Source organism: Herminiimonas glaciei, from assembly GCF_042664955.1.
GTDB lineage: Bacteria > Pseudomonadota > Gammaproteobacteria > Burkholderiales > Burkholderiaceae_D > Oxalicibacterium > Oxalicibacterium glaciei.
The window spans coordinates 2,221,947-2,246,049 of sequence record NZ_JBHTBU010000001.1; the positions used below are offsets into that span (position 1 = coordinate 2,221,947).

A 24,103-nucleotide genomic window follows, 5' to 3' on the forward strand; every position below is an offset into this window, starting at 1 on the left:
TACAGCCCGGCTTTTCATCACATCACCAGTTTCCCAACGGAGCACATATGAACAACTTGATGAAAACCGGCCTAGGTTTAATCCTCGCCTGCTGCATGCCATTCACGCATGCACAAAGCGCTCCGAAAGTAATCGACCTCACCAGCCGCCCCGGCGTCATCCAGCGCATGCTGGTACTGGCACCGGCCCAACCCAAGGCCGCAGTCATTTTGCTGGCAGGCGGGCATGGCGGCTTGCAAATATCACCGGATGGCAATATCCATTGGGGCAAGGATAATTTCCTGGTACGCACACGGCAGCTATTCGCAGACCAGGGCTTCCTGGTCGTCGTGCCCGATGCACCATCGGACCGCCTGTCGCCGCCTTTCCTGCGCGGCTCGCGGGAAACGCCGGAACATGTAACGGATATCAAGGCCGTAATCGCCTGGATCCGCAGCCAGACCAAAGCCCCGGTATGGCTGGTCGGCACCAGTCGTGGCACGCAATCCGCCGCCTATGTCGCGACCCAACTCGCGCCGCCTGATGGCCCGGATGGTATCGCACTCAGTTCCAGCATCCTGGTCGATGACAGGGAAGGCGCTTCGGTGCTTTCGATGCCTGTGGAAAAACTGAAGATACCGGTCCTCATCGTGCATCACGAACAGGATGGTTGCCACCTCTGTCCTTACACCCTGATTCCCAAATTGATGAATAAGCTGACGGACGCCCCGCGCAAACAACTGTTATCGTTCACCGGTGGTGAAAACATAGGCAATGCCTGCAACTCTGCCGCGCATCATGGATACAACGGACTGGACAATGAGGTGGTCGGCAAGATGTCCACCTGGATGCTGGCTAATTGAAACCGCAAATAGTCCGGCTACACGCAGATTCATTGCTATAGTGAGGCATGGGCGGTAAAGCGCTGCTTGATCCATTGCAATACATTACTCACGGAGAGCATCATGAGCAAAAGTCAGGACAGTAAGAAAGCCGTAAAGAAAGAACCGGCAAAGACGATGAAAGAAAAAAAGGAAGCGAAGAAGCTGAAGAAGGAAGCAGCGAAGCGCCAGTAATTTTTCAGATGTCTTAAGGTTTACCTGCATCAGCACGCATCGTCGTGCTGATTTCAATTCAGGCCGGCACTACTGCGCTTGCCGGCCCTCGTCCCTCATAACAAAGGGAAACTGATCGTGATCTTCAAGCCACGGGCGGCGACATTGCCCGGATCGGCATCCGATAGTGTGATATCCCCGCCATGGGACAAAACTATATCCCGGACGATCGCAAGGCCCAGTCCGGCACCACCGAGGTTTTGCTGCTGCGCCAACGGAGAGCGATAAAAGGCGGAAAAAACCTGCTCCCTTTCTTCTTCGGGTATTCCGATACCGCTATCTTCCACTTCCACTATCGCGCGTTGCAAGGCTGCGTCGCGCCGCACATGCAGAATGACCCTGCCATTTGGTGGCGTGTAATGAATCGCATTGTCCAGCAAGTTGCTGATCAATTCGTGCAACAGCAGATTATGGCCTTTGATCGTCACCTCTTCCGGCGCATCAAACGACAAATCAATTTGTTTCCTGACGGCCGCAGGCGCATGTTCCAGGCCGACCTGACGCGTTATATGCGTCAGTGAAACCGCTCCCATCTCGCTTTCCTTCACACCATGCTCGGCACGCGCCAGTGTCAACAGGCGATTCGCCAGGTGCGCGGTGGATTCGGTCGTATCCGCAATACTTTCTATGATCTCGCGCATTTCTTTCAGGGCGGATGCATCGTGCGGATCCCTCTCTAATTGCCGCAACGCCAGTTCCGCCTGCGTCTTCAGCACAGTCAGTGGTGTACGCAATTGGTGTGAAGCGTCTGCGATAAAGCGGCGTTGCCCGGTGATCATGGTCTGCAACAATCCCATATAGCCATTCATTGCAGTCACCAGCGGACGCACTTCCTTGTGCACACGCTCCGGATTGAAGTCTGCCAGGTCGCTGGGCGAACGCGCTTCAACTTCCGCCTTCAGTTGCATCAGCGGACGTAACACCAGCCGCACCGCAAACCACACCAGCAAGGCCGCCACCATCACCAGCAAGCCCTGGCGCCATAAGGTGCTGAAGAGGATTTGTCGCGTCAGGTCGCTACGCGCATCCATGGTTTCCGCAACCTGGATCAGTGCGATACCGCGCATCGAGTCGTCGTAGACCGGCTGGTACAGGGCTGCGATACGCACAGGCTGCCCCTGGTAAGTCGCATGATAAAAATGCACCAGCGCCGGATAGATTTCCGAACGGGGCACATTCGGCGGCAAGCTGGGTAAATCTTCATAGCCGGAAACAAACTCGCCATGCGTGCCGGTTACCTTGTAATAAATCCGTCCCAGCGTATCTGTTTCAAAACTATCCAGCGCCACATACGGCACGTCCGCCACCACCTTGCCATTCACTACCGATACCCGCTCTGCCAGCGCCCGCGTCGAAGCCAGCAAGGCACGGTCATACGCCAGGTCCGCGACATCCAGCGCATTGCGGTATACCGAGAAAGCGTCCAGCACCACCACCAGCAATAGCGGGACCAGCAGCCAGCGCAGTAACTGCCCGCGCAAACTGCCGAAGGATTTAACTGGCTTGTCCGTTGTGCCGGCAATCATTTTTTGGCGGCCACTTCCAGCAAGTAGCCGAGGCCGCGCAAGGTTGTGATGGCGACTGCCTCATCACTTTCGTGCTGTAGTTTTTTGCGTAATCTATGGATATAAATTTCTATCGCATCGGGATTGGCGTCGTCGACGAGCGCAAACACTTCATCGAATAATTTTTCCTTGGATACCGCCCGCCCGGCGCGGCTGATCAAGACTTCCAGCACGGCATGTTCACGCGGCGTCAGGGCCAATGCTGCGTCGCAGTAACTGAACATCCGCGACACCGTGTCGAAACGCAACGCGCCACAGCTGTAAACAGGTGCTTCACCACCTTGCGCGCGCCGCAGCAAAGCCTTCACACGCGCCTCGAGTTCGACCAGTTCGAAGGGCTTGGCCAGATAATCGTCCGCGCCGAGATTCAAGCCCTGTACCCGGTCCTGCAAACCGCCGCGTGCCGTCAGGATCAATACCGGCGTTTTACTGCCACGCGCACGCAGGCGCTTCAATACTTCCAGGCCATCCATTTTAGGCAGCGTCAAATCGAGTATTACCAGCGCATACTGCTGGGTATGCAGCAAACTGTCTGCGTCGGCACCGTTCATTGCGCACTCAACCGACCAATGCGCGTCTTGCAGCGCCTTCGTCAGCCAACGCGATAACTCAACATGATCTTCAATCAGTAAAATGCGCATGGTTTTATACCTAAAGGTAAAGCAATCTCAGCCGCCAATACTCACACAGAAAATCGTCGATAGCAAAATCCCGATGAAAGGAAAATGAAAGATTCGAGCCGTTATGATGAAAAAAAACGAGGGATATGATTTATATCGTTCGTCGCATTAACCGGCTCGCTCGCTCTTGCCGGATGCATAATCAGCCCGCCCGGATTTTCTGTAAAGAAATTTATGCAGGCTGAACAAATAACTAAAACAAAGTCGTTCGAAAAAGATCGAATGGCTATATAGAGGATGGGCAGGAGACAATGACTTCCCGAATCGCATTGATATGTGCACTTGGTGCATGCATCACATTCAGCGCTCACGCAGCGCCGGTGCAATGCATTGCACCGGCCAAACCAGGTGGCGGCATGTCCGTGACCTGCAAGCTTTTACAACAAGGCTTGCAGGCACAGCAAACATCTGTCGACAAAGACCTGGAGGTCAAGATCCGCTATTTACCCGGCGGGATAGGCGCGGTTGCCTGGAACTCCATCGTCACGCAGCGACGCTCAGAAGCCAATACGCTGGTGGCCTTCTCCGGCGGTTCCCTGATGAACCTGGCACAGGGGAAATACGGCCGTGCGGATGTCGATGATGTCCGTTGGGTTGCCGCTATCGGGGTGGACTACGGCATGATTGCAGTCCGTAACGACTCGCCATACAAAACCCTGCGTGAATTGATAGACGCACTCAGGCAAAATCCGGCCAAACTCACGATAGGCACGGCAGGCACCGTGGGTAGCCAGGACTGGCTCAAGGTTTCACTGCTGGCCAAGCAAAGCAAAATCGACCCGAAAACCCTGCGCTTTGTCGCACTGGAAGGTGGCGGTGATGCGTTCACCGCCTTGCGCGCCGGCCATGTCCAAATCATCTCCGGCGATGCCTCCGAAGCCACGCTGCACACCTTTGACGGTGAAATCCGCGTACTCGCCGTGCTGGCCGAAAAACGCCTGCCCGGCGCATTGGCACATGTTCCCACTGCGATAGAACAAGGCGTGGATGTCAGTTGGCCCATCATCCGCGGCTTCTATATGGGGCCGCAGGTCAGCGACGAAGCGTATAAGCGCTGGGTACATACCTTCGATCAAATGATGGCGACGCCGGAGTTCGATCGATTACGTGTTGCCAATGGTTTATTTCCCATGGCTTTGACCGGTGAACAACTAAACAAATACATCCACAAAACCGTAGAAAACTACCGTAAGCAATCTGACCAACTTGGCTTAATCAGGTAAGTCTGGCACCGCCGAATCACTCGGCAAAAACATTCCGTGAAGCGCATACAGCGACAAATCCACTAGGACTTGTCCGGGGTTCCCTGCGCCTTGCTGAATAACTAAAACCACTAGGAGACGAAGCAAATGTTGATTAAAAAACCTATCGCAATCGCACTGGCAGCATTTTCATTGAGCTTCACATTGCAGGCATCGGCACAGGTTCCACCCGGTTACTCGCCCGACTACGCGAAGATCGTCGAAGCGGCGAAAAAGGAAGGCAAGCTGGTGATTTACAGTGCCACCGACTCCAAGGCGGTCGAGCCCCTGCTGAAGGATTTCGGCACCATGTATCCGAGTATCAAAATCGAATTCAATGACATGAATTCGACCGAAGTCTATAACCGCTTTATTTCAGAAGCCGCGGCCGGTGGCGCGACCGCCGACGTGCTGTGGTCGTCTGCGATGGACCTGCAATTCAAACTGGTCAGCGAAGGTTATGGCGCAACTTATAAATCACAGGAAACAGCAGCCATCCCCGCATGGGCCAACTACAAGGATAGTGCTTACGGCACCACCTTCGAACCATTGGCCATCGTCTATAACAAGCGCCTGGTCAATGCCGATGAAGTCCCTGCCACTCATGCCGACCTGCTCAAACTGCTCAACACCAAGACTGATAAATTCCGCAACAAAGTCACCAGCTACGACATAGAGAAATCAGGCGTCGGCTTCCTCTTCATTACCGAAGACACGCAAGTCAATCCGCAATTTTGGGACCTCGCCAAAGCCTTCGGTGATGTCGCCATGCGCGTGCAATCATCGACCGGTACCATGCTGGAACGCATTTCTTCCGGCGAAAACCTGATCGGCTACAACGTCATCGGCTCCTATGCACAATCGCGCGCAGCCAAGGATCCATCGATAGGCGTGGTCTTCACCAAGGATTACAACCTGGTCTTGTCACGCGTGGTGTTCATCAATAAATCCGCCAGGAACATGAACGCCTCCAAGCTGTGGATCGATTACCTGCTGTCCAAACGCGGCCAGACCATCATCGCCAATGAATCGCAGCTGTACTCACTGCGCTCCGATGTCAGCGGTACCTCCACCCTGGCCAGCCTGACCACCCAACTGGGCGGCGCACTCAAACCAATCGCATTAACACCGGCCTTGTTGCAATACCTGGACCAGGGCAAACGCCTAGCTTTCCTGAAGCAATGGAAAGAAGCCGCAGGCAAAAAGTAAACGCGCTGTAGCGGCATGGCCGGATGCGAGATGCGTTCCGCCATGCCTGCATGTATCGCGACGGATGTAACACCCGAGGCCTGGTCCGCCCGTGCTTCCAGCTGGCTTATGCAAAGTATTTCTCAAGGTATTTTTTTATGACTTCTATTACTGCACCCCAAGCGCTACCCGGCCGTTCGTGGCTGGCACGCCTGAACTGGCCACGCGGAGTGGTCGTTACGCTGGCGGCGATTGTGATTTTCCTGCCACTGACACTGATTTTTTATCAAAGCTTTTTATCTGCACCATTTTTTGCACCGATCAAAACATTGAGCCTGGAACCATATCGTTTCATCTTCGATGATCCTGATTTCCGCCAGGCCTTCGTGAACGGAGCATTGCTGGCCAGCGGCCTGGCATTGATTGCCGTGCCGCTCGGCAGCATGCTGGCTTTCCTGATGGTGCGCACCGACCTGCCCGGTCGCAACTGGATTGCCCCGCTCTTGCTGGTACCTATTTTTGTATCACCGATGGTGATTGCCTTTGGCTATGTGGTGTCGATGGGACCGGTCGGCTTTTACACCGTATGGATGCAAGACATGCTGCGCCTGGTCGGGATCGAGGCGACGCCATGGAATGTGTATGCCTTCCCCAGCATCGTCATCATCGCCGGCCTGACCCATGTACCGCACGTCTATCTGTACGCATCCGCTGCGCTCAAGAGCCTGGGTGCCGATGTGGAAGAAGCCGCGCGCGTGGCCGGTGCTTCGCCGCTGCAGGTGGCGCTGAATGTCTCCCTGCCGATGATCATGCCGGCGCTGGCCTATGCCGGCGTACTGGTGTTCTTCCTGGGCTTCGAAGTGTTCGGACTGGTACTGGTATTGGGTGATCCGGAAGGCCATCTGGTCTTGCCTACCTATTTGTACAAACTCACCAACAAGCTGGGCACACCGTCCTATCATTTAATGGCAGCCGTCGCCGTCTGCTTGGTAGCAGTGACACTGCCGCTGGTCATGCTGCAGCGCTGGTTGCTACGTTCGGCCAATAAATATGTATCGATCAAAGGCAAAGGTGCGCGCCAAAAAGCACTGCCGCTGGGGAAATGGAAATGGCTGGCTTTCAGCCTGATCGCGGCATGGCTGATTTTCACTATCGTGATTCCTTTATCCGGTATCGCCTTGCGCGCCTTCGTTTCACACTGGGGCTATGGTGTGTCGCTATTCGAGGCACTCACCTTCCAGCATTTCCGCGATATCTGGGAACAGCCATCGCTGGTACGCGGCATCGTCAATACCATCCTGATCGGCGTCATTGGCGGCGCACTGGCAGTGGTCTGTTATTGCGGTATCGCGCTGGCCATGCATCGCAAATCGGATGGCATTACCCGCTTCCTCGATTACAGCGTATTGATTCCACGTGCGGTACCGGGCTTGCTGGCCGGCCTGTCCTTCCTGTGGGTCTTCCTGTTCGTGCCGTCCTTCCTCGATAACCTGTTGAAGGGCTATGACAATTTCATCGCGGTCTGGCTGGTCGATCACCTGATCCCTTTACTACGTGAATTGCGCTCCACCATTTTTTCGGTATGGCTAGCGTATTCGGTGGTGTGGCTGGCATATGGTTTGCGCCTGATTACCACCGCCTTGCTGCAAGTCGGGCCGGAACTGGAGGAAGCCGCGCGTGCGGTCGGCGCGCGCCGCTCGCAAGTGACGCGCGACGTCACCTTGCCCTTGGTGCGTTACGGCGTACTGGGCGCATGGCTGATGGTGTTCCTGATTTTCGAACGGGAATATTCCACCGGCGTTTACCTGCTGTCGCCAGGTACCGAAGTCATCGGCGCACTGATCGTTTCGCTCTGGGCTTCCGGCTCGGTCGATCTGGTCGCCACCCTCTCCTTTATCAACATCACGCTGGTGGCAATCGGCCTCGGCATCGCACTGCGCTTCGGCGTCAAGTTGCACGACTAATCAGGAAATCATCATGAGCGAATTAAGTGTTAATGACTTGCATCTCGACTATGGCAGCGGCGCCAATGCCAACCAGATCCTCAAAGGCGTGTCGATGGATCTGCAGCGTGGCGAAGTGGTCGCCTTGCTCGGCCCGTCCGGCAGTGGCAAGACCACCTTGTTGCGTGCGGTAGCAGGTTTGGAATCACCCAAATCGGGCGAAATAAAGATAGGCGATCGAACCATGTTCGACGGCAATCGCAAACTCGAGATACCGGCTGAAGAACGCAATCTCGGACTGGTCTTCCAATCCTATGCCTTGTGGCCGCACAAGACTGTTTTCGATAACGTTGGTTATGGTTTAAAGCTGCGCAAGATGAATAGCAGCGAGATCGACGAACGCGTCAAGGCAGTCCTGAACCAGCTTGGCCTCGGTCATCTCGGCGATCGCTTTCCACATCAACTCTCCGGCGGCCAGCAGCAACGTGTGGCCATCGCCCGTGCACTGGTTTATAACCCGCCGGTCATCCTGCTGGATGAACCACTGTCGAACCTGGATGCAAAACTGCGCGAGGAAGCGCGTGCCTTCCTGCGTGAACTCATCGTGCGCCTCGGTTTATCGGCGCTGATGGTGACGCACGACCAGTCCGAAGCAATGGCAATCTCGGATCGCATCCTCTTGCTTAATAACGGCAAGATTGAACAGCAAGGCTCCCCGCAAAGCATGTATGAAACGCCGGACACCCTGTTCACGGCGGAATTCATGGGCAGCAACAACCGCCTGTCAGCCCGGATATTGCAACGCGAAGGTGAGCGCGCCTTATTGCAAATTGCCGGCGGCAACGTGCAAGCCACGCTACGTGGACAGCCCGGCACCAACAACGACGCCACCGCCATCATCCGCGTCGAGCAAATCAATATTTCCGATACAGCCGTCAACAACGCCATCCGCTTGCCACTCTCGACCTGCATGTATTTGGGTGATCGCTGGGAATGTGTGTTTCGCGATACGACCGAGAACGGCACCTACGGCACGGTATTGCGTGCCTACGCCAAGCAGCGCCTGGCGCCCGGTCAGTACTGGCTGCAGTTCCCGCAAGACGCGCTATGGGCCTACCAGGCGCACTAAGCACCGGTTCCGGCAAACAGAAAGGAGGATAAACCAGTCGTACGCAATAGCCTTTGTGCAGCGCTTTGTATCGCACAACCAACAAAAATATTAAATAAATGGGGACATCAAACATGAAGAAGAAATACCTTGCAGCAGCAATACTTGCCGGATTCGGCGGCCTCGCATCGAATACTTATGCGCAATCCAACGTGACCATTTATGGTCGGGTGGATGCCGGTGTCGAATACCTCACTAACGCCAATGCCAACAAGGACGGCCTGGCGCGCCTGAGTTCCGGTGCCATGAACACCTCACGCATCGGCTTCCGCGGTACCGAAGATCTGGGTGGCGGCCTGAAAGCGGTCTTCCAGTTGGAAAGCGGTTTCAAGACAGATACCGGCGAGCAGGATGATCCCGAGTTTTTTAAACGGCAAGCCAACGTCGGCCTGGAAGGGAAATGGGGACGCCTGGTCGCCGGTCGCTCTTTCACTACCACTTATGATTTTATTTTGCCGTTCGACCCGATGGGCTATTCAGCCGCCTACTCATGGATTACCTCGGCTGGCGCAACCGGTGGCCGCAAGGATGGCATGGTGACCAACCTGGGCAATATCCTCAAGTACGAAGGCAAATTCGGCGACTTCAAACTGGGGGCCACCTATAGCTTTGGTGAAGTCGCAGGCAGCACCAGCGACAGCGCCAAACTCGACCTCGGTGCAGGTTACGAGAAAGGCCCGTTACGCCTGGCCACGACAGTACAGCGCGCAAACGGTACGGCAAACGGTGTCGGTGTGTACGATAAAACCACCATCATCCATTTGGCCGGTGACTATCAATTCAACAGCACCTGGGCGGTCGACCTCGGTTATCGCAATTACAAAAAGACCCTGGCCAATAATGCGCCGGAACTCCGTAGCGATTTCTACTGGGGCGGCGTGACATTTAAAGCCACGCCGGCACTGAGCCTGATCGCATTGCTGTCCTACCAGGACATCAAAAATGTCGCCGCGAATACCGATGCAGATCCTTACATGCTTTCATTGCGCGCAAAATACGCGTTATCGAAACGCACGGATTTGTATTTGAGTGCGGCATACGCGAAGGCCAAGAACCAGCAACTGGTCGGCTTGTCGCGTGACGACACCGCTTTTGGTAATAACCAGACAGGTGTGATCGGCGGTATCCAGCATCGCTTCTGACCGAATACTTTTTTCGGCCATAAAAAAAGGAACCCGGACAGGGTTCCTTTTTCATTTCAGCCATCTGAACAGTGATGCAGCACCTGAGTGCTGCATCACTTTACTTCATTAAGCTGTGACGCCGTGTGACTGTACCGACTCAGGAGCATCGCATGCTGCCAGGTGATGATTGCGACGCATACGGATGTTGAACAGTTCCACCACCAGCGAGAATGCCATCGCACCGTAGATGTAGCCTTTCGGGATATGCAGCTCGAAGCTCTCAGCCACCAGTACGGCACCGACGATGACCAGGAAGCAGAGTGCCAGCATCTTGATACTTGGGTACTCATTGACGAATTCGCCAATTGCTTTTGCCGAGAACATCATCACACCGACTGCGATCACGATAGCAACAATCATGATCTCGACTTCTTTCACCATACCGACCGCGGTAATCACCGAATCCAGCGAGAACACGATGTCGATCACGGCGATCTGCGCCAGGGTCATCGCGAAGCTGGCTTTCTTACCAGTAGCTTTCGATTCCTCTTCTTCGTGCGTGCCCATCAACTCCTTGATCTCGGACGAAGCCTTGTACAAGAGGAACAGACCACCGAAGAACAGAATCAGATCGCGTCCGGAGAAGCCCTGACCAAACGCACTAAAGATCGGTTCGACCAGACCCATCATCCACGACAGGCTCAGCAGCAAGAGGATACGTGTACCCATCGCCAGACCCAGACCGATGATGCGGCCTTTTTGTTGTTGATGCGCCGGCAGGCGATCAACCAGGACCGAAATGAAAATGATGTTGTCGACGCCGAGCACGATTTCCAGCATCGCCAGCGTTGCCAGTGCGATCCATGCTTCCGGCGTCGTAAATACTTGTAAAAATTCCATATTAGTCTCAGATAGTTGGTTAGTGACGAACGATGTATCAGCCCCAGGGGTGTCGAGTGCGGATCTCGTTACGGCAATTTTTTATCGTTAAAGCCAATCCCTTAGCTGGCAATCGGCGCCGGTGCTTCTACATCGGCCATCTCCCTTAAATCCCTGTATTGATCGCTGCATTTAGCAGATGGGCAGACTTTAACGGAATCCTAACATTCTTGGAAATCGAATTTCGCATGATTTATATACGAAAAAACCGAACAATTAAATTCTTAAGAATATAAAAACTGAACTTAAAGCGTGCATTTTGGCAATTTATTTGCGCCAAAACAGTGATTTTTCAGAGGGAAACATTGAAATCAGCGGTAAAAGCACCCGATTCGGGCATTTTGAAAAAACAGAAAATACCGGGATGGGTAAGGATGCAGCAAAAAACATAAAAAATGGCGTAAAACGCCATTTTTTTATTAACACTATCTTCACAATGTCTTATTTTTGTCCGGCCCTGTCCTTGAGCCCGGCCAGCGCATCAGCCACCCTGGGGTAGCGCAAGCTGACGCCAAGCTCAGCCTTGATGCGCTGATTGGACAAGCGACGCGACTCCGACATGAAAGACAACATCATCGGCGACACTTCACGCTCCAGCTCCGCACGCGGCAAGCGTGGCGGACGTGGCAAGCCCAGCGCATCAGCTACCGCATCGAAGTAAGCGCCCATCTTCAGGTCGGTATCGTCGACCGCGTGATACACGCGGCCGGATTGTGCACGGAACAAGGCCAGCGCAATAATCCGCGCCAGGTCATCGGCGTGGATATGGTTGGTATACACATCTTCCGCCTCCAGCAAAGCCGGCAAGCCTTTCTGCAGGCGCTCCAGCGGCAACCTGTCATCGGCGTAAATCCCCGGTACGCGCAAGATGCCCAGGCGTCCCTTGGCGCGACGCGCCCACTTGCGCAACACCTGCTCCGCATCGACCCGGCGCCGGGCGCGCAGGTTGCGCGGATTGACGGCACGGGTCTCCGTTATCCACTCGCCACCGCAATCGCCATATACACCGGAAGTGCTGACATAAACCAGAGTCGCGTGGTCGGGTAAAATGGCGGTCAGATTACGCGTGCGCTTATCCACACTGCCGTCCGACTGCGGCGGCGCCAGATGGATGATGCTTGGCGCCAATCTTGCCAAACGGGCCAGCGTAGCCGGCTCATCAAGGCTGGCAATGATGGGAATGGCGCCGGCGGCACGCAACTCTTCCTGCCTGGATACCTGCGTAGTGACGGCAAAAATGCGAAAACGGTCGCGCAACAGCGGCAGCAAACGCATGCCCACGTCGCCACATCCGAGTATCAGCAGGCGCGGTTTGCCGAAGTGTTTGTTTGCAGTATTTATATTCATGATCGAGATTGTATGACGTTCCAAGTAACTGTTAAGCCCAGCGGACGGCAATTTAGCTGTGACGCCGACGAAACCATATTGAATGCGGCGCTCCGCGCCGGTGTCGGCCTGCCATACGGCTGTAAAAACGGCGCCTGCAGCAGTTGCAAGGGCCTGGTCCTGTCCGGCTCCGTGACACACGGCCCACACCAGGCACGTGCCTTGTCCGCCGCCGATGAAGAAATCGGCTTTTCATTGTTTTGCTGCGCGCGTCCGAACGGCGATGTCGTGATCGAAGCACGTGAAGTACTGGGCATAGGCGAATTCCCTGTCAAGAAATTACCGGTACGTGTCGCCAAAGTCGAAAAGCTCGGTGATGACGTCATGCTGATCGCCTTGCAGCTGCCGGCCAGCGAACGCCTGCAATACCGTGCCGGCCAATATATCGAATTCCTGCTGAAAGACGGCAAGCGCCGCAGCTATAGCCTCGGCAATGCACCGCATTCGGATGAACACCTGACGCTGCACATCCGCCACATGCCGGGCGGTTTGTTTACCGATCATGTCTTTACGACCTTGAAGGAACGCGACATCCTGCGCTTCGAAGGTCCGCAAGGCAGCTTCTTCCTGCGTGAAGATTCGAAGAAGCCGATGGTCCTGCTGGCATCCGGCACCGGCTTTGCGCCTATCAAGGCCATCGTCGAGCAGGCGCTGCATGACAAGAGTCAACGCCCGATGACACTGTACTGGGGTGGTCGCCGCCCCAAGGATTTGTATATGCACGCATTGTGCGAACAGTGGGCACGCGAGATTCCGCACTTCAACTACGTCCCGGTCATCTCGCATGCAACCGCCGACGACCAATGGCAAGGCCGCAGCGGCTTCGTACACAAGGCCGTGATGGAAGACCTGCCCGATATGTCGGCCTACCAGGTATATGCCTGCGGCACGCCGGTGATGGTGGAAGCGGCGCAAGCCGAATTCAGCGCACTGTGCCAATTGCCGCGTGAAGAGTTCTATGCCGACGCCTTCACGTCGGAAGCAGATCTGGCGCAGGGTTGATTGTTTAATATGTAAGCGGGGTAAGGCGAAAAACGTTTTGACGCACTGCGCAAAACGTCATAATATTCTTCACATGAATATGACCGCCAAACTCTTGCGACGCCGTAACCAGCTGCCCCAGCCTTGGATGCCGTGCGTGTAAGCGTAAGCCGATCACTCAGCCACAGGCAAATCCTGTGGCTTTTTTTTTAGTCATTCCCAGTAATTTTAGTCCCGAATATTTTTCACTTATTTGCACTCAGGAGTAGCCGAAATGGAATTCAGCCAGTACCCCGTCAATTCACTGCTCTACATCACCAACCGTCCTGAACTGGTTTTTACCGAAGGCGACGGCATGTGGCTGACTGACCACAAAGGCAAACGCTACCTCGACTACCTGCAAGGCTGGGCCGTCAACTGCCTCGGCCATTCGCCACTATGCATACAGGATGCGCTGAGCACCCAGGCGAAAAAACTGATCAATCCGTCGCCGGCCTTCTACAACGAACCGTCGATCGCCTTGGCAGCACTGCTGACGGCGAACTCCTGCTTCGATCGCGTTTTCTTCGCCAACAGCGGCGCGGAAGCCAACGAAAGCGCCGTCAAACTGGCGCGCAAATGGGGCAAACTGAATAAGAACGCAGCCGGTGAAAACCGCTACGAAATCATTACCTTCGACCACAGCTTCCACGGTCGTACCCTGGCCACCATGTCAGCCAGCGGCAAAGCCGGCTGGGATACTATCTACGCGCCACAGGTACCGGGCTTCTTCAAAGCGACCTTGAACGACATCGATAGCGTCAAGCAACTCATCACTGACAAAACCATCGCCGTGATGCTGGAACCGGTGCAAGGCGAAGGTGGCGTCATCCCGGCGACGCGCGAATTCATGCAAGCACTGCGCGCCCTGACCAAGGAACGCGGCGTGTTGCTGATCGTCGATGAAGTACAAACCGGCATGGGTCGTACCGGCGAATTGTTCGGCTATCAATTATCCGGCGTCACGCCGGACATCATGACGCTGGGCAAAGGCATAGGCGGCGGCGTACCACTGGCAGCCATGCTGTGCCGCGAAGAAGTCGCCTGCTTTGAACCCGGCGACCAGGGCGGCACTTACAACGGCAACCCATTGATGACAGCTGTCGGCAATGCGGTAGCACAGGCACTGCTGGCACCCGGCTTCCTGCAATCGGTCAAGGACAAAGGTGCTTACCTCAGCGCTGCATTGCTGAAGCTGACAGAGAAACACGGCCTGGCCGGCGAACGCGGCGACGGTTTGTTGCGTGCATTGAAGCTGGGCTCGGACATCGGTCCGCAAATCGTGGAAAAGGCACGCGACCTGGAACCGGTCGGTCTCTTGCTGAACTCGCCGCGCCCCGACCTGCTGCGCTTCATGCCTGCACTCAACGTCACCTATGAAGAGCTGGACCAGATGATAGAGATGTTGTCCGGCGTCTTGAGCGAACTCAAGCGCTAAGCACAATGATGCTATCCGGCATAAGCCTCACGATCTCCGGTATGCGCGGGCTGGTGCTCGCGCTGCTGGCGGCATCGCTGCTCGCTGCCTGCGGCACCTCGACACCTGTAAAACGACCGGCCGCGCGTGCCATCCTGTACGAACCGCAGCCGGTCAGTGAAAAAGGCAATGAAATCGCGCTGTATGCGATGGGCATGATAGATACCGGTTACCAGTTCGGTGGCAAGAACCCGGAAGCAGGGCTCGATTGCAGCGGCATGGTGTCCTATATCTATCGCCAGGCCTTGAACATGAATGTCAGCGGTAGCGCGGCGGACATCGCACGCCGCGGTAAGGAAATTGATCCACGCACCCTGCGCCCCGGCGACCTCGTGTTCTTCAACACCATGAACCGCCCGTTTTCACATGTCGGCGTCTATATCGGTGATGGCCGTTTCATCCACGCGCCATCCAGCAAAGGCAAAGTACGTATAGAGCGTATGGACAATGTCTACTTCGCGCCAAGATTTGAAATGGCACGTACTTACTTCGACTGAACCTTTTGGGGCCACCCATCGTGAGCGATTACCATCCCAAAGCCAAAACCGATCATCGCATCTGCTTTGTCGGCGACTCCTTCGTCCAGGGCACCAGCGATCCACTCTGCCTCGGCTGGGCCGGACGCATCACACAGGATGCCGTAGCACGCGGCACCAACATCACCCATTACAACCTCGGCATACGCCGCGATACCAGCCGTGACATTGCAGCACGCTGGGAACAGGAGTGCGCAGCGCGCTTGCCGACGGATTGCGAACAACTCGTCGTGTTTTCCTTTGGCGTCAACGATAGTTCGATCTTTGAAGGCAGTTTGCGCGTACCGGAAGAAGAAAGCCTGGCCAATTGCGAACGTATCCTGCGCTCTGCTGCGGCGCGCTACAAGACACTGATGGTAGGACCACCACCGATGCCGGACGCGCCACACAATCGCCGCGTTGCACAACTGGACAAGCAGTTTGCTGACATTGCCGTCGGATTAAATGTGCCCTACCTGTCTGTATATGAAGTGCTGCGCAAGGACGAGCATTGGCTGAAGGAAGCGATTGCCAATGATTTTGCGCATCCGGGAAAGTTTGGCTATGACCGTTTGGCTGACTTGGTACGGGAATGGCCGGGGTGGTGGTTTAAATAATCATCTGACTGATTGTTGAACCGAAACGTAGCAATAAGAAAAAAGCGACGCATTGCGCCGCCTTTTTTTTACTCAGTTGCTTTGGCCTTGCTGCGCGCTTGCTATGTCTGAGGATTCCTGTTTCCCATCAGGCACTTCTTTCGCTAAAGAAGGCTGCCCGGTCTTATCGTCAAAGCGATCAAATGTCAGCACTTTTCCAAAGACCAATCTAATCCATTCGGGATAAGTATAAGCAGTTCCCTTATTGTGGTCGATGACTGCCCCTATCCCGCCACCAAAAATAATGTTCCCCCACATCCCGCCGTTAGCACGTGAAATGGCCGCTGCTTGCGCGTCCGGATAGCCGTCTTTCTTACATTCGACATGCAAATTCTCGGAAGACCTGCGGGTCAAAATTTGCGTGCCGGAATCTCCGGAAGTTGTGCCAAAATTATTTTGCATCGTGCACTTTGCCCCCGCCACGACAGCACCATCCTGGTTAACGGTTTCAACCCGAACATGCTGCGCCGTATCCCCGGTTATAGAGGCGCAACCGGAAAGACCTGCCATTGCCGCCATGATGGCGATCATTGTTTTCATATAACTCCCTGATTATTTTTTTATATTCCTCCACTCAAGATGAAGGCCAAGCAATGTATGCTGAAATCTATCATTAAACAAGCCATGGATATGGGAAACTGCTTGTTGGAAGCCATATTTAACAATTAAAAAGGCGAGCTGATAGCTCGCCTTTTGTATCGCCCTAAACAAAACCCCCCGCCAGGTTCAGGACATCTCTTTTTTCACATCCTGGACAGGCGCAAAAGAAGGCGGAACCGTTTTCGATCCCTCAATCAAACCGTAGACGGCGACATTCAATGCCGTTTCAGCTCCTATCGTCCTGCTACATTCAGCAACGATAAATGCAGTCGCCAATGTCGCCGCTTGTGCGGCCTGTTCAAAATCCAGATTATTTTCTTGCGCGATGAGCAGCATGCCATCCTGCAACGAAGTAATGGACGCCTCGAAGGACAAGTTAGGCTCTTCGCCACGCAAGGACTTGTCCCCGCCCAGCTTTTGCGTATCCAATGGTATTCCCCGGCTTGTCAGTGCAGTGGACAGCAGCGCCAGCAAGTCAGGCGTTCTTTCATTGGCTTCTGCCGACAACACGATCGCTCCCGGCTCTAACTTATCCAGCTCGAAGTTAAACGAACGCAAAAGAAAACTGCCGGACAGGCGCGCAACTACCGCGATGACGGTTTCCGGATGTATCGCGCGATTTTGACCTATCCGCGTTGCCAACAGTTCGACTATCTGTCCGGCTGCATTGTTTTGTTCACTTGTGACGTTCAAAAATCCTCCTGATGTATTCATCTTGCTATGCAGATCTAATTTCACAACTGTGTATATAAAAAAGCGACGCATTGCGTCGCTTTTTTTTGCACCTGAATATCGCTTGCTTACTTCTTGCGTGCCGGCGGCAAATCGGTACAAACCCCTTCAAATACTTCCGCCGCCATACCGATCGACTCACCCAGGGTCGGATGAGGATGGATGGTTTTGCCGATATCAACCGCATCTGCGCCCATCTCAATTGCCAGCGCGATTTCACCGATCATGTCACCGGCATGGGTACCAACGATGCCACCGCCGACGATGCGATGGGTTTCGGCATCGAACAGCAACTTGGTGAAGCCTTCGTCACGACCATTCGCCACGGCACGACCCGATGCGGCCCAAGGGAAGTGGCCTTTTTCGAGTTTGATGCCTTTGGCCTTGGCTTCATCTTCGGTGATACCGACCCATGCCACTTCCGGATCAGTGTAAGCAACCGAAGGAATGACGCGCGCGTCGAAGTAGGCTTTTTCACCGGCAGCTGCTTCAGCCGCCACGTGTGCTTCGTGCACTGCCTTGTGCGCCAGCATAGGTTGACCGACCAGGTCGCCAATCGCGAAGATGTGCGGCACATTGGTACGCATTTGCGCATCGACTTCGATGAAGCCACGATCAGTAACAGCAACGCCCGCCTTGTCGGCAGCAATTTTCTTGCCATTCGGGCTGCGGCCTACTGCTACCAGCACCATGTCATAGACTTGCGGTTCCGGTGCAGTCGCACCCGCTTCGGCTGCCTCGAAAGAAACCTTGATGCCTTCTTTCAATGCTTCGACCGCTACGGTTTTTGTCTTCAACATGATTTTGTCGAAGCGCTTTTCGTTGAATTTCTGCCAGACCTTGACCATGTCACGGTCTGCGCCCTGCATCAGGCCATCCATCATTTCGACCACGTCTATACGTGCGCCCAGCGTCGAATAAACCGTCGCCATTTCGAGGCCGATGATGCCGCCGCCGATGACCAGCATGCGCTTGGGCACACTGCGCAATTCGAGCGCGCCGGTCGAATCAACGATACGCGGATCCTGCGGCACAAACGGCAGGTTCACGACCGAGGAACCGGCCGCGATGATCGCCTGTTTGAACTGGATGGTTTTTTTGCCGCCGTCAGCTGCAGTCACTTCGATATGGTTGGGACCGACGAACTGGCCTACGCCTTGCACCACATTAACCTTGCGCGCTTTCGCCATGCCGGCCAGGCCAGTGGTCATCTTGCCGATGACTTGTTCCTTGTAGCCACGCAGTTTGTCGATATCGATTTGCGGTTTGCCGAAGGTCACGCCATGTGCCGCCATCGATGCTGTTTCATCGATCACTGCCGCTACGTGCAGCAGGGCTTTGGATGGGATGCAGCCGACGTTGAGGCAGACACCGCCGAGTGTCGAATAACGTTCAATCAGGACAGTGGACATGCCGAGGTCAGCGGCACGGAAGGCAGCGGAGTAACCGCCAGGGCCTGCACCGAGGACCATCATGTCGCATTCGATATCCGCACTGCCACTGAAGCTGGCCGCACTTGGTACCGCAGCAGCTGGTGCTGCAGGAGCTGGTGCAGGTGCAGCGGCAGGAGCGGCCACAGGCGCCGGTGCAGCAGCTGCGGGAGCTGGTGCCGGGGTTGCCGCAGCGACTGGAGCAGGCGCACTGTCGGCCGCTTCCAGTACCAGCAGCAAGGAACCTTCAGCAACCTTGTCGCCCAACTTGATTTTCAATTCCTTGATGACGCCGGCGTGGCTGGATGGGATTTCCATGCTGGCCTTGTCGGACTCGACCGTAATCAGCGATTGATCGATTTTGATCGTATCGCCCACTTTGACCAGCAACTCAATAATTTCAACTTCCTTGAAATCGCCGATATCGGGGACTTTCACTTCAATCATGCTCATCGCTTTAGCTCCGTATTTTTTATCCTGCCGCCCTGCTCCGCGCAGCGCGTCCCGGATTGATATTTTTTAGTGACCTTGAATTACACACTATCCCTGCATGGGAAAACTGAGGATTTGAAACGGTCCTGCCGTACTCTTATCGAACTCGGCTCCTGCATGTACGCCGATTTCCGCGATTTCGCGTGCGCTGGCTGCACCTTCATACGCTGCATACATCGCACCCAATGCAAAATTGCGGCCACTGCCTATGCCCCAGAAACGATCAAAACTGAATACTTCACGATACGAATAAATACCGAAGATACCGTAAGGATTTGCTACCAGCGTCGCGATCTGCGATGACTCGTAAGGATCGTCTTCCTCTTCCTTGGTGTTGAGGAAGTATTGATCCTTGAGGATCTGGTGCGCCTTCGTGAACGTATCGAATACTTCATCGCGGCTGTTCAGCTTGCAGTCCTCGCCCATCCCCGTCAGCAATTTACGCATGACCGGGAAATGTGCTGCGGTACCTGCCAGCGTGACGTAAGACTGGCCGATCTGAAACATCTTGTTGTTCTCTTCGTACGCATGCGACAAACGCGTGTCGCCAAAAGTCACCAGCGAATCGCAGGCAATGGCGATTTCGCGGTTCTTTTTGACGACGACGCAGGTAGTCATGCAGGCACTCGGCTGATTACAGCAGGGACTTGCGCAAGTCGGACAACACTTCGCTGAGGTAAGTCACGAAGCGTGCACCTTGTGCGCCATCGATCACGCGGTGATCGTAGGACAGCGACAAAGGCATGATCAGGCGTGGCACGAATTGCTTGCCATCCCATACCGGTTTCATCGAGGTTTTCGACAAACCGATGATCGCCACTTCCGGCGCATTGATCAATGGTGTGAAGTAAGTACCACCGATGCCGCCCAGCGACGAGATCGTGAAGGTTGCACCCTGCATGTCCGCAGGTTTCAGTTTGCCTTCGCGCGCCTGTGCCGACAGATCGCCCATTTCCTGTGCAATCTGCGTAACCGTTTTTTGATCGACGCCCTTAACGACAGGAACCACCAGGCCTTGCGGGGTATCAGCAGCGAAGCCGATGTTGTAGTACTGCTTGAGGATCAGGTTTTCACCGTTTGCATCGAGCGAAGAGTTGAACTCAGGATATTTCTTCAGTGCGGCAACGCAAGCCTTGATAACAAATGCCAGCATCGTCAGTTTGACGCCGGATTTAGCCAATGCCGTGTTGGTCGATTTACGCAATTCTTCCAGCTCGGTGACATCCGCTTCGTCGTATTGCGTAACGTGCGGGATCATGACCCAGTTGCGATGCAAATTCGGACCGCTGATTTTCTTGATGCGCGACAGTGGTTGCAAGGTCGTGGTACCAAACTTGCTGAAGTCCAGCGATGGCCATGGCAACAGGTCCAGGCCTGCACCGCCACCCGATTTCACCGGTGCCGCAGCGGCAGCCGCAACCGGACCGGCGGCAATGACGCCCTTCACATAATTCTGTACATCTTCCTGCGTGATGCGCCCTTTAGGACCGGAACCGGCAACCTTACCGAGGTCGACACCGAGTTCGCGCGCGAACTTGCGTATCGACGGTGATGCGTGTGCCTTGCTGTTGGCAGCGCTGGCAGGTGCAGCAGCGACTGGTGCAGCTGGCGCTGGTGCCGGAGCAGCCGGAGCCGCGACAGGTTCTGGCGCAGGTGCTGCAGCAACCGGGGCCGGTGCAGGAGCAGCTACCGGAGCAGGTGCAGCAGGTGCTTCAGCTTTCGCTGGTTCTGCTGCAGGTGCCGGAGCAGCTGCAGCACCCGATTCTTCCAGCAACAAGACCAGCGCGCCTTCCGCAATCTTGTCACCGAGTTTGACTTTCACTTCTTTGACCACACCAGCGTGGCTGGATGGGATTTCCATGCTGGCTTTGTCGGATTCAACCGTGATCAGGGACTGATCGACCTTGATTGTATCGCCCGCCTTGACCAGCAGCTCAATGACTTCGACTTCCTTGAAGTCGCCGATATCCGGGACTTTGACTTCGATCATGCTCATCTTTTATCTCCGTGCGTATCCACCATCACGACAGCGGGGAAGCAAGTGGTTGACAGTATTTTCTGCGCGCCATCTGCATCCCCGTCGCCTCACTGATGAGGAAGGATTTTTGTATGTAGATTACAGCGTTACCGGATTGATTTTTTCCGGATTGATACCGTACTTCGCAATCGCTTCTGCAACTACGGAAGTGGCAATCGCACCTTCATCCGCCAAGGCCTTGAGTGCCGCAATCGTCACGAAATAGCGGTTGACCTCGAAGAACTCACGCAGTTTCGCGCGGCTGTCCGAACGACCGAAGCCATCGGTGCCCAGCACTTTATAGGTACGATCTTTCGGTACGAAAGCACGTACTTGTTCTGCAAAGGTACGCATGTAATCGGTTGCAACCACGATAGGACCTGCGGTGTCTTGCAGCGACGATGTGATGTGCGCCTGACGTGGCTTGTCGGTCGGGTGCAACATGTTCCAGCGCTCTACATCCTGGCCATCGCGTGCCAGCAGTGTGAACGATGGTGCGGACCAGACGTCAGCAGTAACACCCCAGTCGTCTTTCAGCAAATCGGCGGCAGCGATCACTTCGCGCAGGATGGTGCCGGAGCCCATCAGCTGTACGCGGTTCTTCGCTTTTTTCGCGCCTTCCTGCAACAGGTACAAACCTTTGAGGATGTTTGCTTCCTGGCCTGGCTTCAGGCCTGGCTGCGCGTAGTTTTCATTCATCAGGGTGATGTAATAGAACACATCTTCCTGGTTTTCGATCATGCGCTTCAAGCCATCGTGCATGATGACTGCGACTTCATGCGCGAAGGTTGGATCGTAAGGAATACAGTTCGGGATGGTCGACGCCAGGATGTGGCTGTGACCGTCTTCGTGTTGCAAGCCTTCGCCGTTCAATGTGGTACGGCCAGCGGTACCGCCGAGCAGGAAGCCACGTGCGCGCATATCGCCCGCTGCCCATGCCAGGTCGCCGATACGTTGCAGGCCGAACATCGAGTAGAAGGTGTAGAACGGCACCATGATGCGGTTATTGGTCGAGTACGAGGTCGCCGCAGCGATCCACGACGCCATCGCACCTGCTTCGTTAATACCTTCCTGCAGGATCTGGCCGGCTTTATCTTCACGGTAGAAGCTGACCTGGTCTTTATCGACCGGTTCGTACAACTGGCCTTCACGGTTGTAAATACCGATTTGACGGAACAAACCTTCCATACCGAAGGTACGGGATTCATCCACCAGGATAGGTACCAGGCGTTGACCCAGGTTCGCATCGCGCAGCAGGATCGAAATAATCCGTACATAGGCTTGCGTGGTCGAAATTTCACGACCTTCGGCGGTAGCATCCAGCACTGCCTTGAATGCAGCCAGTTCAGGTACTGGCAACTTTTCGTCCGCCTGTTGACGACGTTGTGGCAGGTAACCGCCCAGCGCCGCACGACGTTCGTGCAGGTACTTCATCTCCGGTGCATCGTCAGCCGGTTTGAAGAATGGAATGTCGGCCAGATGTTCGTCAGCGATAGGCAGGTTGAAACGATCGCGCATTTCGCGCACTGCTTCGTCATCCAGCTTTTTGGTTTGATGCGCAGTGTTACGCGCCTCACCCGATTTGCCCATGCCATAACCTTTGACGGTTTTGACCAGCAGGACCGTCGGTTGGCCTTTATGTTCTTGCGCTTGCTTGAAGCCGGCGTAAACCTTGTGTGGATCGTGACCGCCGCGCAGCAGGTGCCAGATGTCGTCGTCCGACATGCGCGAAACCATTTCCAGCAATTTCGGATGCTTGCCGAAGAAGTGTTTGCGCACGTAAGCGCCATCCTTGGCTTTGTAATTCTGGTATTCGCCGTCCAGCGTTTCCATCATCACGCGCTGCAGGATGCCTTCTTTGTCTTTGGCCAGCAGCGGATCCCAGTTGGAGCCCCAGATGATTTTGATGACGTTCCAGCCGGCACCACGGAATTCGCCTTCCAGTTCCTGGATGATCTTGCCGTTGCCGCGCACCGGACCGTCCAGGCGTTGCAGGTTACAGTTGACGACCATGACCAGGTTGTCGAGTTGTTCGCGACCGGCGACACCGATAGCGCCCATCGATTCGACTTCATCCATCTCGCCATCACCGCAGAATACCCAGACCTTACGGTTATCGGTTTTTGCGATATCGCGTGCTTGCAGGTATTTCAGGAAACGTGCCTGATAGATCGCCATCAATGGGCCCAAGCCCATTGATACGGTAGGGAATTGCCAGAAATCCGGCATCAGTTTCGGATGCGGATAAGAAGACAGGCCTTTGCCATCAACTTCACGACGGAAGTTGATCAATTGTTCTTCGCTCAAGCGGCCTTCCAGGAAAGCGCGAGCATAAACGCCAGGCGACGAGTGGCCCTGGATATATAACAGATCACCGCCGTGGTCTTCGGTCGGTGCGTGCCAGAAATGATTGAAGCCGGTGCCCAGCATGTTCGCGAGCGACGCGAAGCTGGAGATATGGCCACCGAGGTCGCCATCAACGCGGTTGGCTTTGACCACCATCGCCATTGCATTCCAGCGCATCCATGAACGCAGGCGTTCTTCGTATTCGAGGTTACCCGGAGAGTTTTCGCCGAGGTCGGCAGGGATGGTGTTTACATATGCGGTATTGCTGGAGAACGGTACTTGCGCGCCACGGCGGCGGGACAAATCGATCAATCGCTCCACCAAGTAGTGGGCGCGGTCAGGGCCCTCGTTTTCGATAACTGCTTCGAGGGCGTCCAGCCACTCTTGCGTTTCCATTACATCGGGATCGTTGGCGGCTTGCGCCAATACCTGGTCGAGCTGGGCTGACATAATTTGTCTCCTGATTTGTCTTTAGTACCGTTCTTTGTAA

General features: G+C 55.0%; 20 protein-coding genes. 10 read left to right on the plus strand and 10 right to left on the minus strand.

What is annotated here, in order from left to right:
* Positions 1-47 precede the first annotated feature (47 nt).
* A complete protein-coding gene (locus ACFQPC_RS10020; RefSeq protein WP_382271709.1) occupies positions 48-842 on the plus strand; it encodes an alpha/beta hydrolase in 795 nt (264 codons plus the stop codon).
* Between the two features lie 308 nt (positions 843-1,150).
* On the opposite strand, the gene ACFQPC_RS10025 is transcribed toward ACFQPC_RS10020, so the two are convergent.
* Together ACFQPC_RS10025 and ACFQPC_RS10030 are read right to left on the minus strand one after the other, a co-directional pair.
* Positions 1,151-2,620: a sensor histidine kinase N-terminal domain-containing protein gene (locus ACFQPC_RS10025; RefSeq protein WP_382271710.1), complete on the minus strand. Its 1,470-nt coding sequence runs from the start codon at positions 2,618-2,620 to the stop codon at positions 1,151-1,153.
* Positions 2,617-3,300, minus strand: coding sequence for a response regulator (locus ACFQPC_RS10030; protein ID WP_382271711.1), 684 nt, complete (start codon positions 3,298-3,300; stop codon positions 2,617-2,619). Before ACFQPC_RS10030 ends, ACFQPC_RS10025 begins: the two co-directional genes overlap by 4 nt.
* A 290-nt stretch (positions 3,301-3,590) precedes the next feature.
* Here ACFQPC_RS10030 and ACFQPC_RS10035 point away from each other — a divergent pair, with 290 nt between their 5' ends.
* The 5 genes from ACFQPC_RS10035 to ACFQPC_RS10055 all read left to right on the plus strand — a co-directional run bounded on the left by ACFQPC_RS10035 (position 3,591) and on the right by ACFQPC_RS10055 (position 10,021).
* On the plus strand, positions 3,591-4,562 hold the full coding sequence (locus ACFQPC_RS10035; RefSeq protein ID WP_382271712.1) for a Bug family tripartite tricarboxylate transporter substrate binding protein: 972 nt from the start codon (positions 3,591-3,593) through the stop codon (positions 4,560-4,562).
* A 126-nt stretch (positions 4,563-4,688) separates the two neighbouring features.
* Entirely contained in the window at positions 4,689-5,789 is a 1,101-nt protein-coding gene (locus ACFQPC_RS10040) for an ABC transporter substrate-binding protein (protein ID WP_382271713.1), read from the plus strand.
* A 137-nt stretch (positions 5,790-5,926) separates the two neighbouring features.
* Positions 5,927-7,732, plus strand: a complete 1,806-nt coding sequence (locus tag ACFQPC_RS10045) for an ABC transporter permease (protein WP_382271714.1) — start codon at positions 5,927-5,929, stop codon at positions 7,730-7,732.
* Positions 7,733-7,745: 13 nt separating this feature from the next.
* Positions 7,746-8,840: an ABC transporter ATP-binding protein gene (locus ACFQPC_RS10050; RefSeq protein ID WP_382271715.1), complete on the plus strand. Its 1,095-nt coding sequence runs from the start codon at positions 7,746-7,748 to the stop codon at positions 8,838-8,840.
* A gap of 113 nt (positions 8,841-8,953) precedes the next feature.
* Positions 8,954-10,021, plus strand: coding sequence for a porin (locus tag ACFQPC_RS10055; protein ID WP_382271716.1), 1,068 nt, complete (start codon positions 8,954-8,956; stop codon positions 10,019-10,021).
* Positions 10,022-10,129: 108 nt separating this feature from the next.
* On the opposite strand, the gene ACFQPC_RS10060 is transcribed toward ACFQPC_RS10055, so the two are convergent.
* Positions 10,130-10,843, minus strand: coding sequence for a TerC family protein (locus ACFQPC_RS10060; RefSeq protein WP_382271902.1), 714 nt, complete (start codon positions 10,841-10,843; stop codon positions 10,130-10,132).
* Between the two features lie 540 nt (positions 10,844-11,383).
* Positions 11,384-12,289 carry an SDR family oxidoreductase gene (locus tag ACFQPC_RS10065; protein WP_382271717.1) on the minus strand — a complete coding sequence of 302 codons (906 nt, stop codon included), beginning with the start codon at positions 12,287-12,289 and terminating at the stop codon, positions 11,384-11,386.
* Positions 12,290-12,301: 12 nt separating this feature from the next.
* On the opposite strand from ACFQPC_RS10065, the gene ACFQPC_RS10070 reads away from it, so the two are divergent.
* The 4 genes from ACFQPC_RS10070 (at position 12,302) to ACFQPC_RS10085 (ending at position 15,957) form a co-directional block, all read left to right on the plus strand.
* The gene (locus ACFQPC_RS10070; RefSeq protein WP_382271718.1) at positions 12,302-13,330 is read left to right on the plus strand and encodes a CDP-6-deoxy-delta-3,4-glucoseen reductase; all 1,029 of its coding nucleotides are present in this window, start codon (positions 12,302-12,304) and stop codon (positions 13,328-13,330) included.
* A gap of 253 nt (positions 13,331-13,583) precedes the next feature.
* Positions 13,584-14,786 (plus strand): acetylornithine transaminase, encoded by a 1,203-nt coding sequence (locus tag ACFQPC_RS10075; RefSeq protein WP_382271719.1) that lies wholly within the window; start codon positions 13,584-13,586, stop codon positions 14,784-14,786.
* A gap of 8 nt (positions 14,787-14,794) precedes the next feature.
* Positions 14,795-15,322 carry a C40 family peptidase gene (locus tag ACFQPC_RS10080; RefSeq protein WP_382271720.1) on the plus strand — a complete coding sequence of 176 codons (528 nt, stop codon included), beginning with the start codon at positions 14,795-14,797 and terminating at the stop codon, positions 15,320-15,322.
* Positions 15,323-15,342: 20 nt separating this feature from the next.
* Entirely contained in the window at positions 15,343-15,957 is a 615-nt protein-coding gene (locus ACFQPC_RS10085; protein ID WP_382271721.1) for a DUF459 domain-containing protein, read from the plus strand.
* Between the two features lie 72 nt (positions 15,958-16,029).
* Here the strand turns inward: ACFQPC_RS10085 and ACFQPC_RS10090 are convergent, their stop codons facing one another.
* The 6 genes from ACFQPC_RS10090 to aceE all read right to left on the minus strand — a co-directional run bounded on the left by ACFQPC_RS10090 (position 16,030) and on the right by aceE (position 24,063).
* Entirely contained in the window at positions 16,030-16,536 is a 507-nt protein-coding gene (locus ACFQPC_RS10090; RefSeq protein ID WP_382271722.1) for a hypothetical protein, read from the minus strand.
* 186 nt (positions 16,537-16,722) lie between these two features.
* Positions 16,723-17,289 (minus strand): hypothetical protein, encoded by a 567-nt coding sequence (locus tag ACFQPC_RS10095; RefSeq protein ID WP_382271723.1) that lies wholly within the window; start codon positions 17,287-17,289, stop codon positions 16,723-16,725.
* A gap of 107 nt (positions 17,290-17,396) precedes the next feature.
* On the minus strand, positions 17,397-19,211 hold the full coding sequence (lpdA, locus tag ACFQPC_RS10100) for a dihydrolipoyl dehydrogenase (protein WP_382271724.1): 1,815 nt from the start codon (positions 19,209-19,211) through the stop codon (positions 17,397-17,399).
* Between the two features lie 87 nt (positions 19,212-19,298).
* Positions 19,299-19,868, minus strand: coding sequence for an Ntn hydrolase family protein (locus tag ACFQPC_RS10105; protein WP_382271725.1), 570 nt, complete (start codon positions 19,866-19,868; stop codon positions 19,299-19,301).
* Between the two features lie 16 nt (positions 19,869-19,884).
* On the minus strand, positions 19,885-21,246 hold the full coding sequence (gene aceF, locus ACFQPC_RS10110) for a dihydrolipoyllysine-residue acetyltransferase (protein WP_382271726.1): 1,362 nt from the start codon (positions 21,244-21,246) through the stop codon (positions 19,885-19,887).
* Between the two features lie 120 nt (positions 21,247-21,366).
* Positions 21,367-24,063: a pyruvate dehydrogenase (acetyl-transferring), homodimeric type gene (gene aceE / locus ACFQPC_RS10115; protein ID WP_382271727.1), complete on the minus strand. Its 2,697-nt coding sequence runs from the start codon at positions 24,061-24,063 to the stop codon at positions 21,367-21,369.
* Between the last annotated feature and the right edge of the window lie 40 nt (positions 24,064-24,103).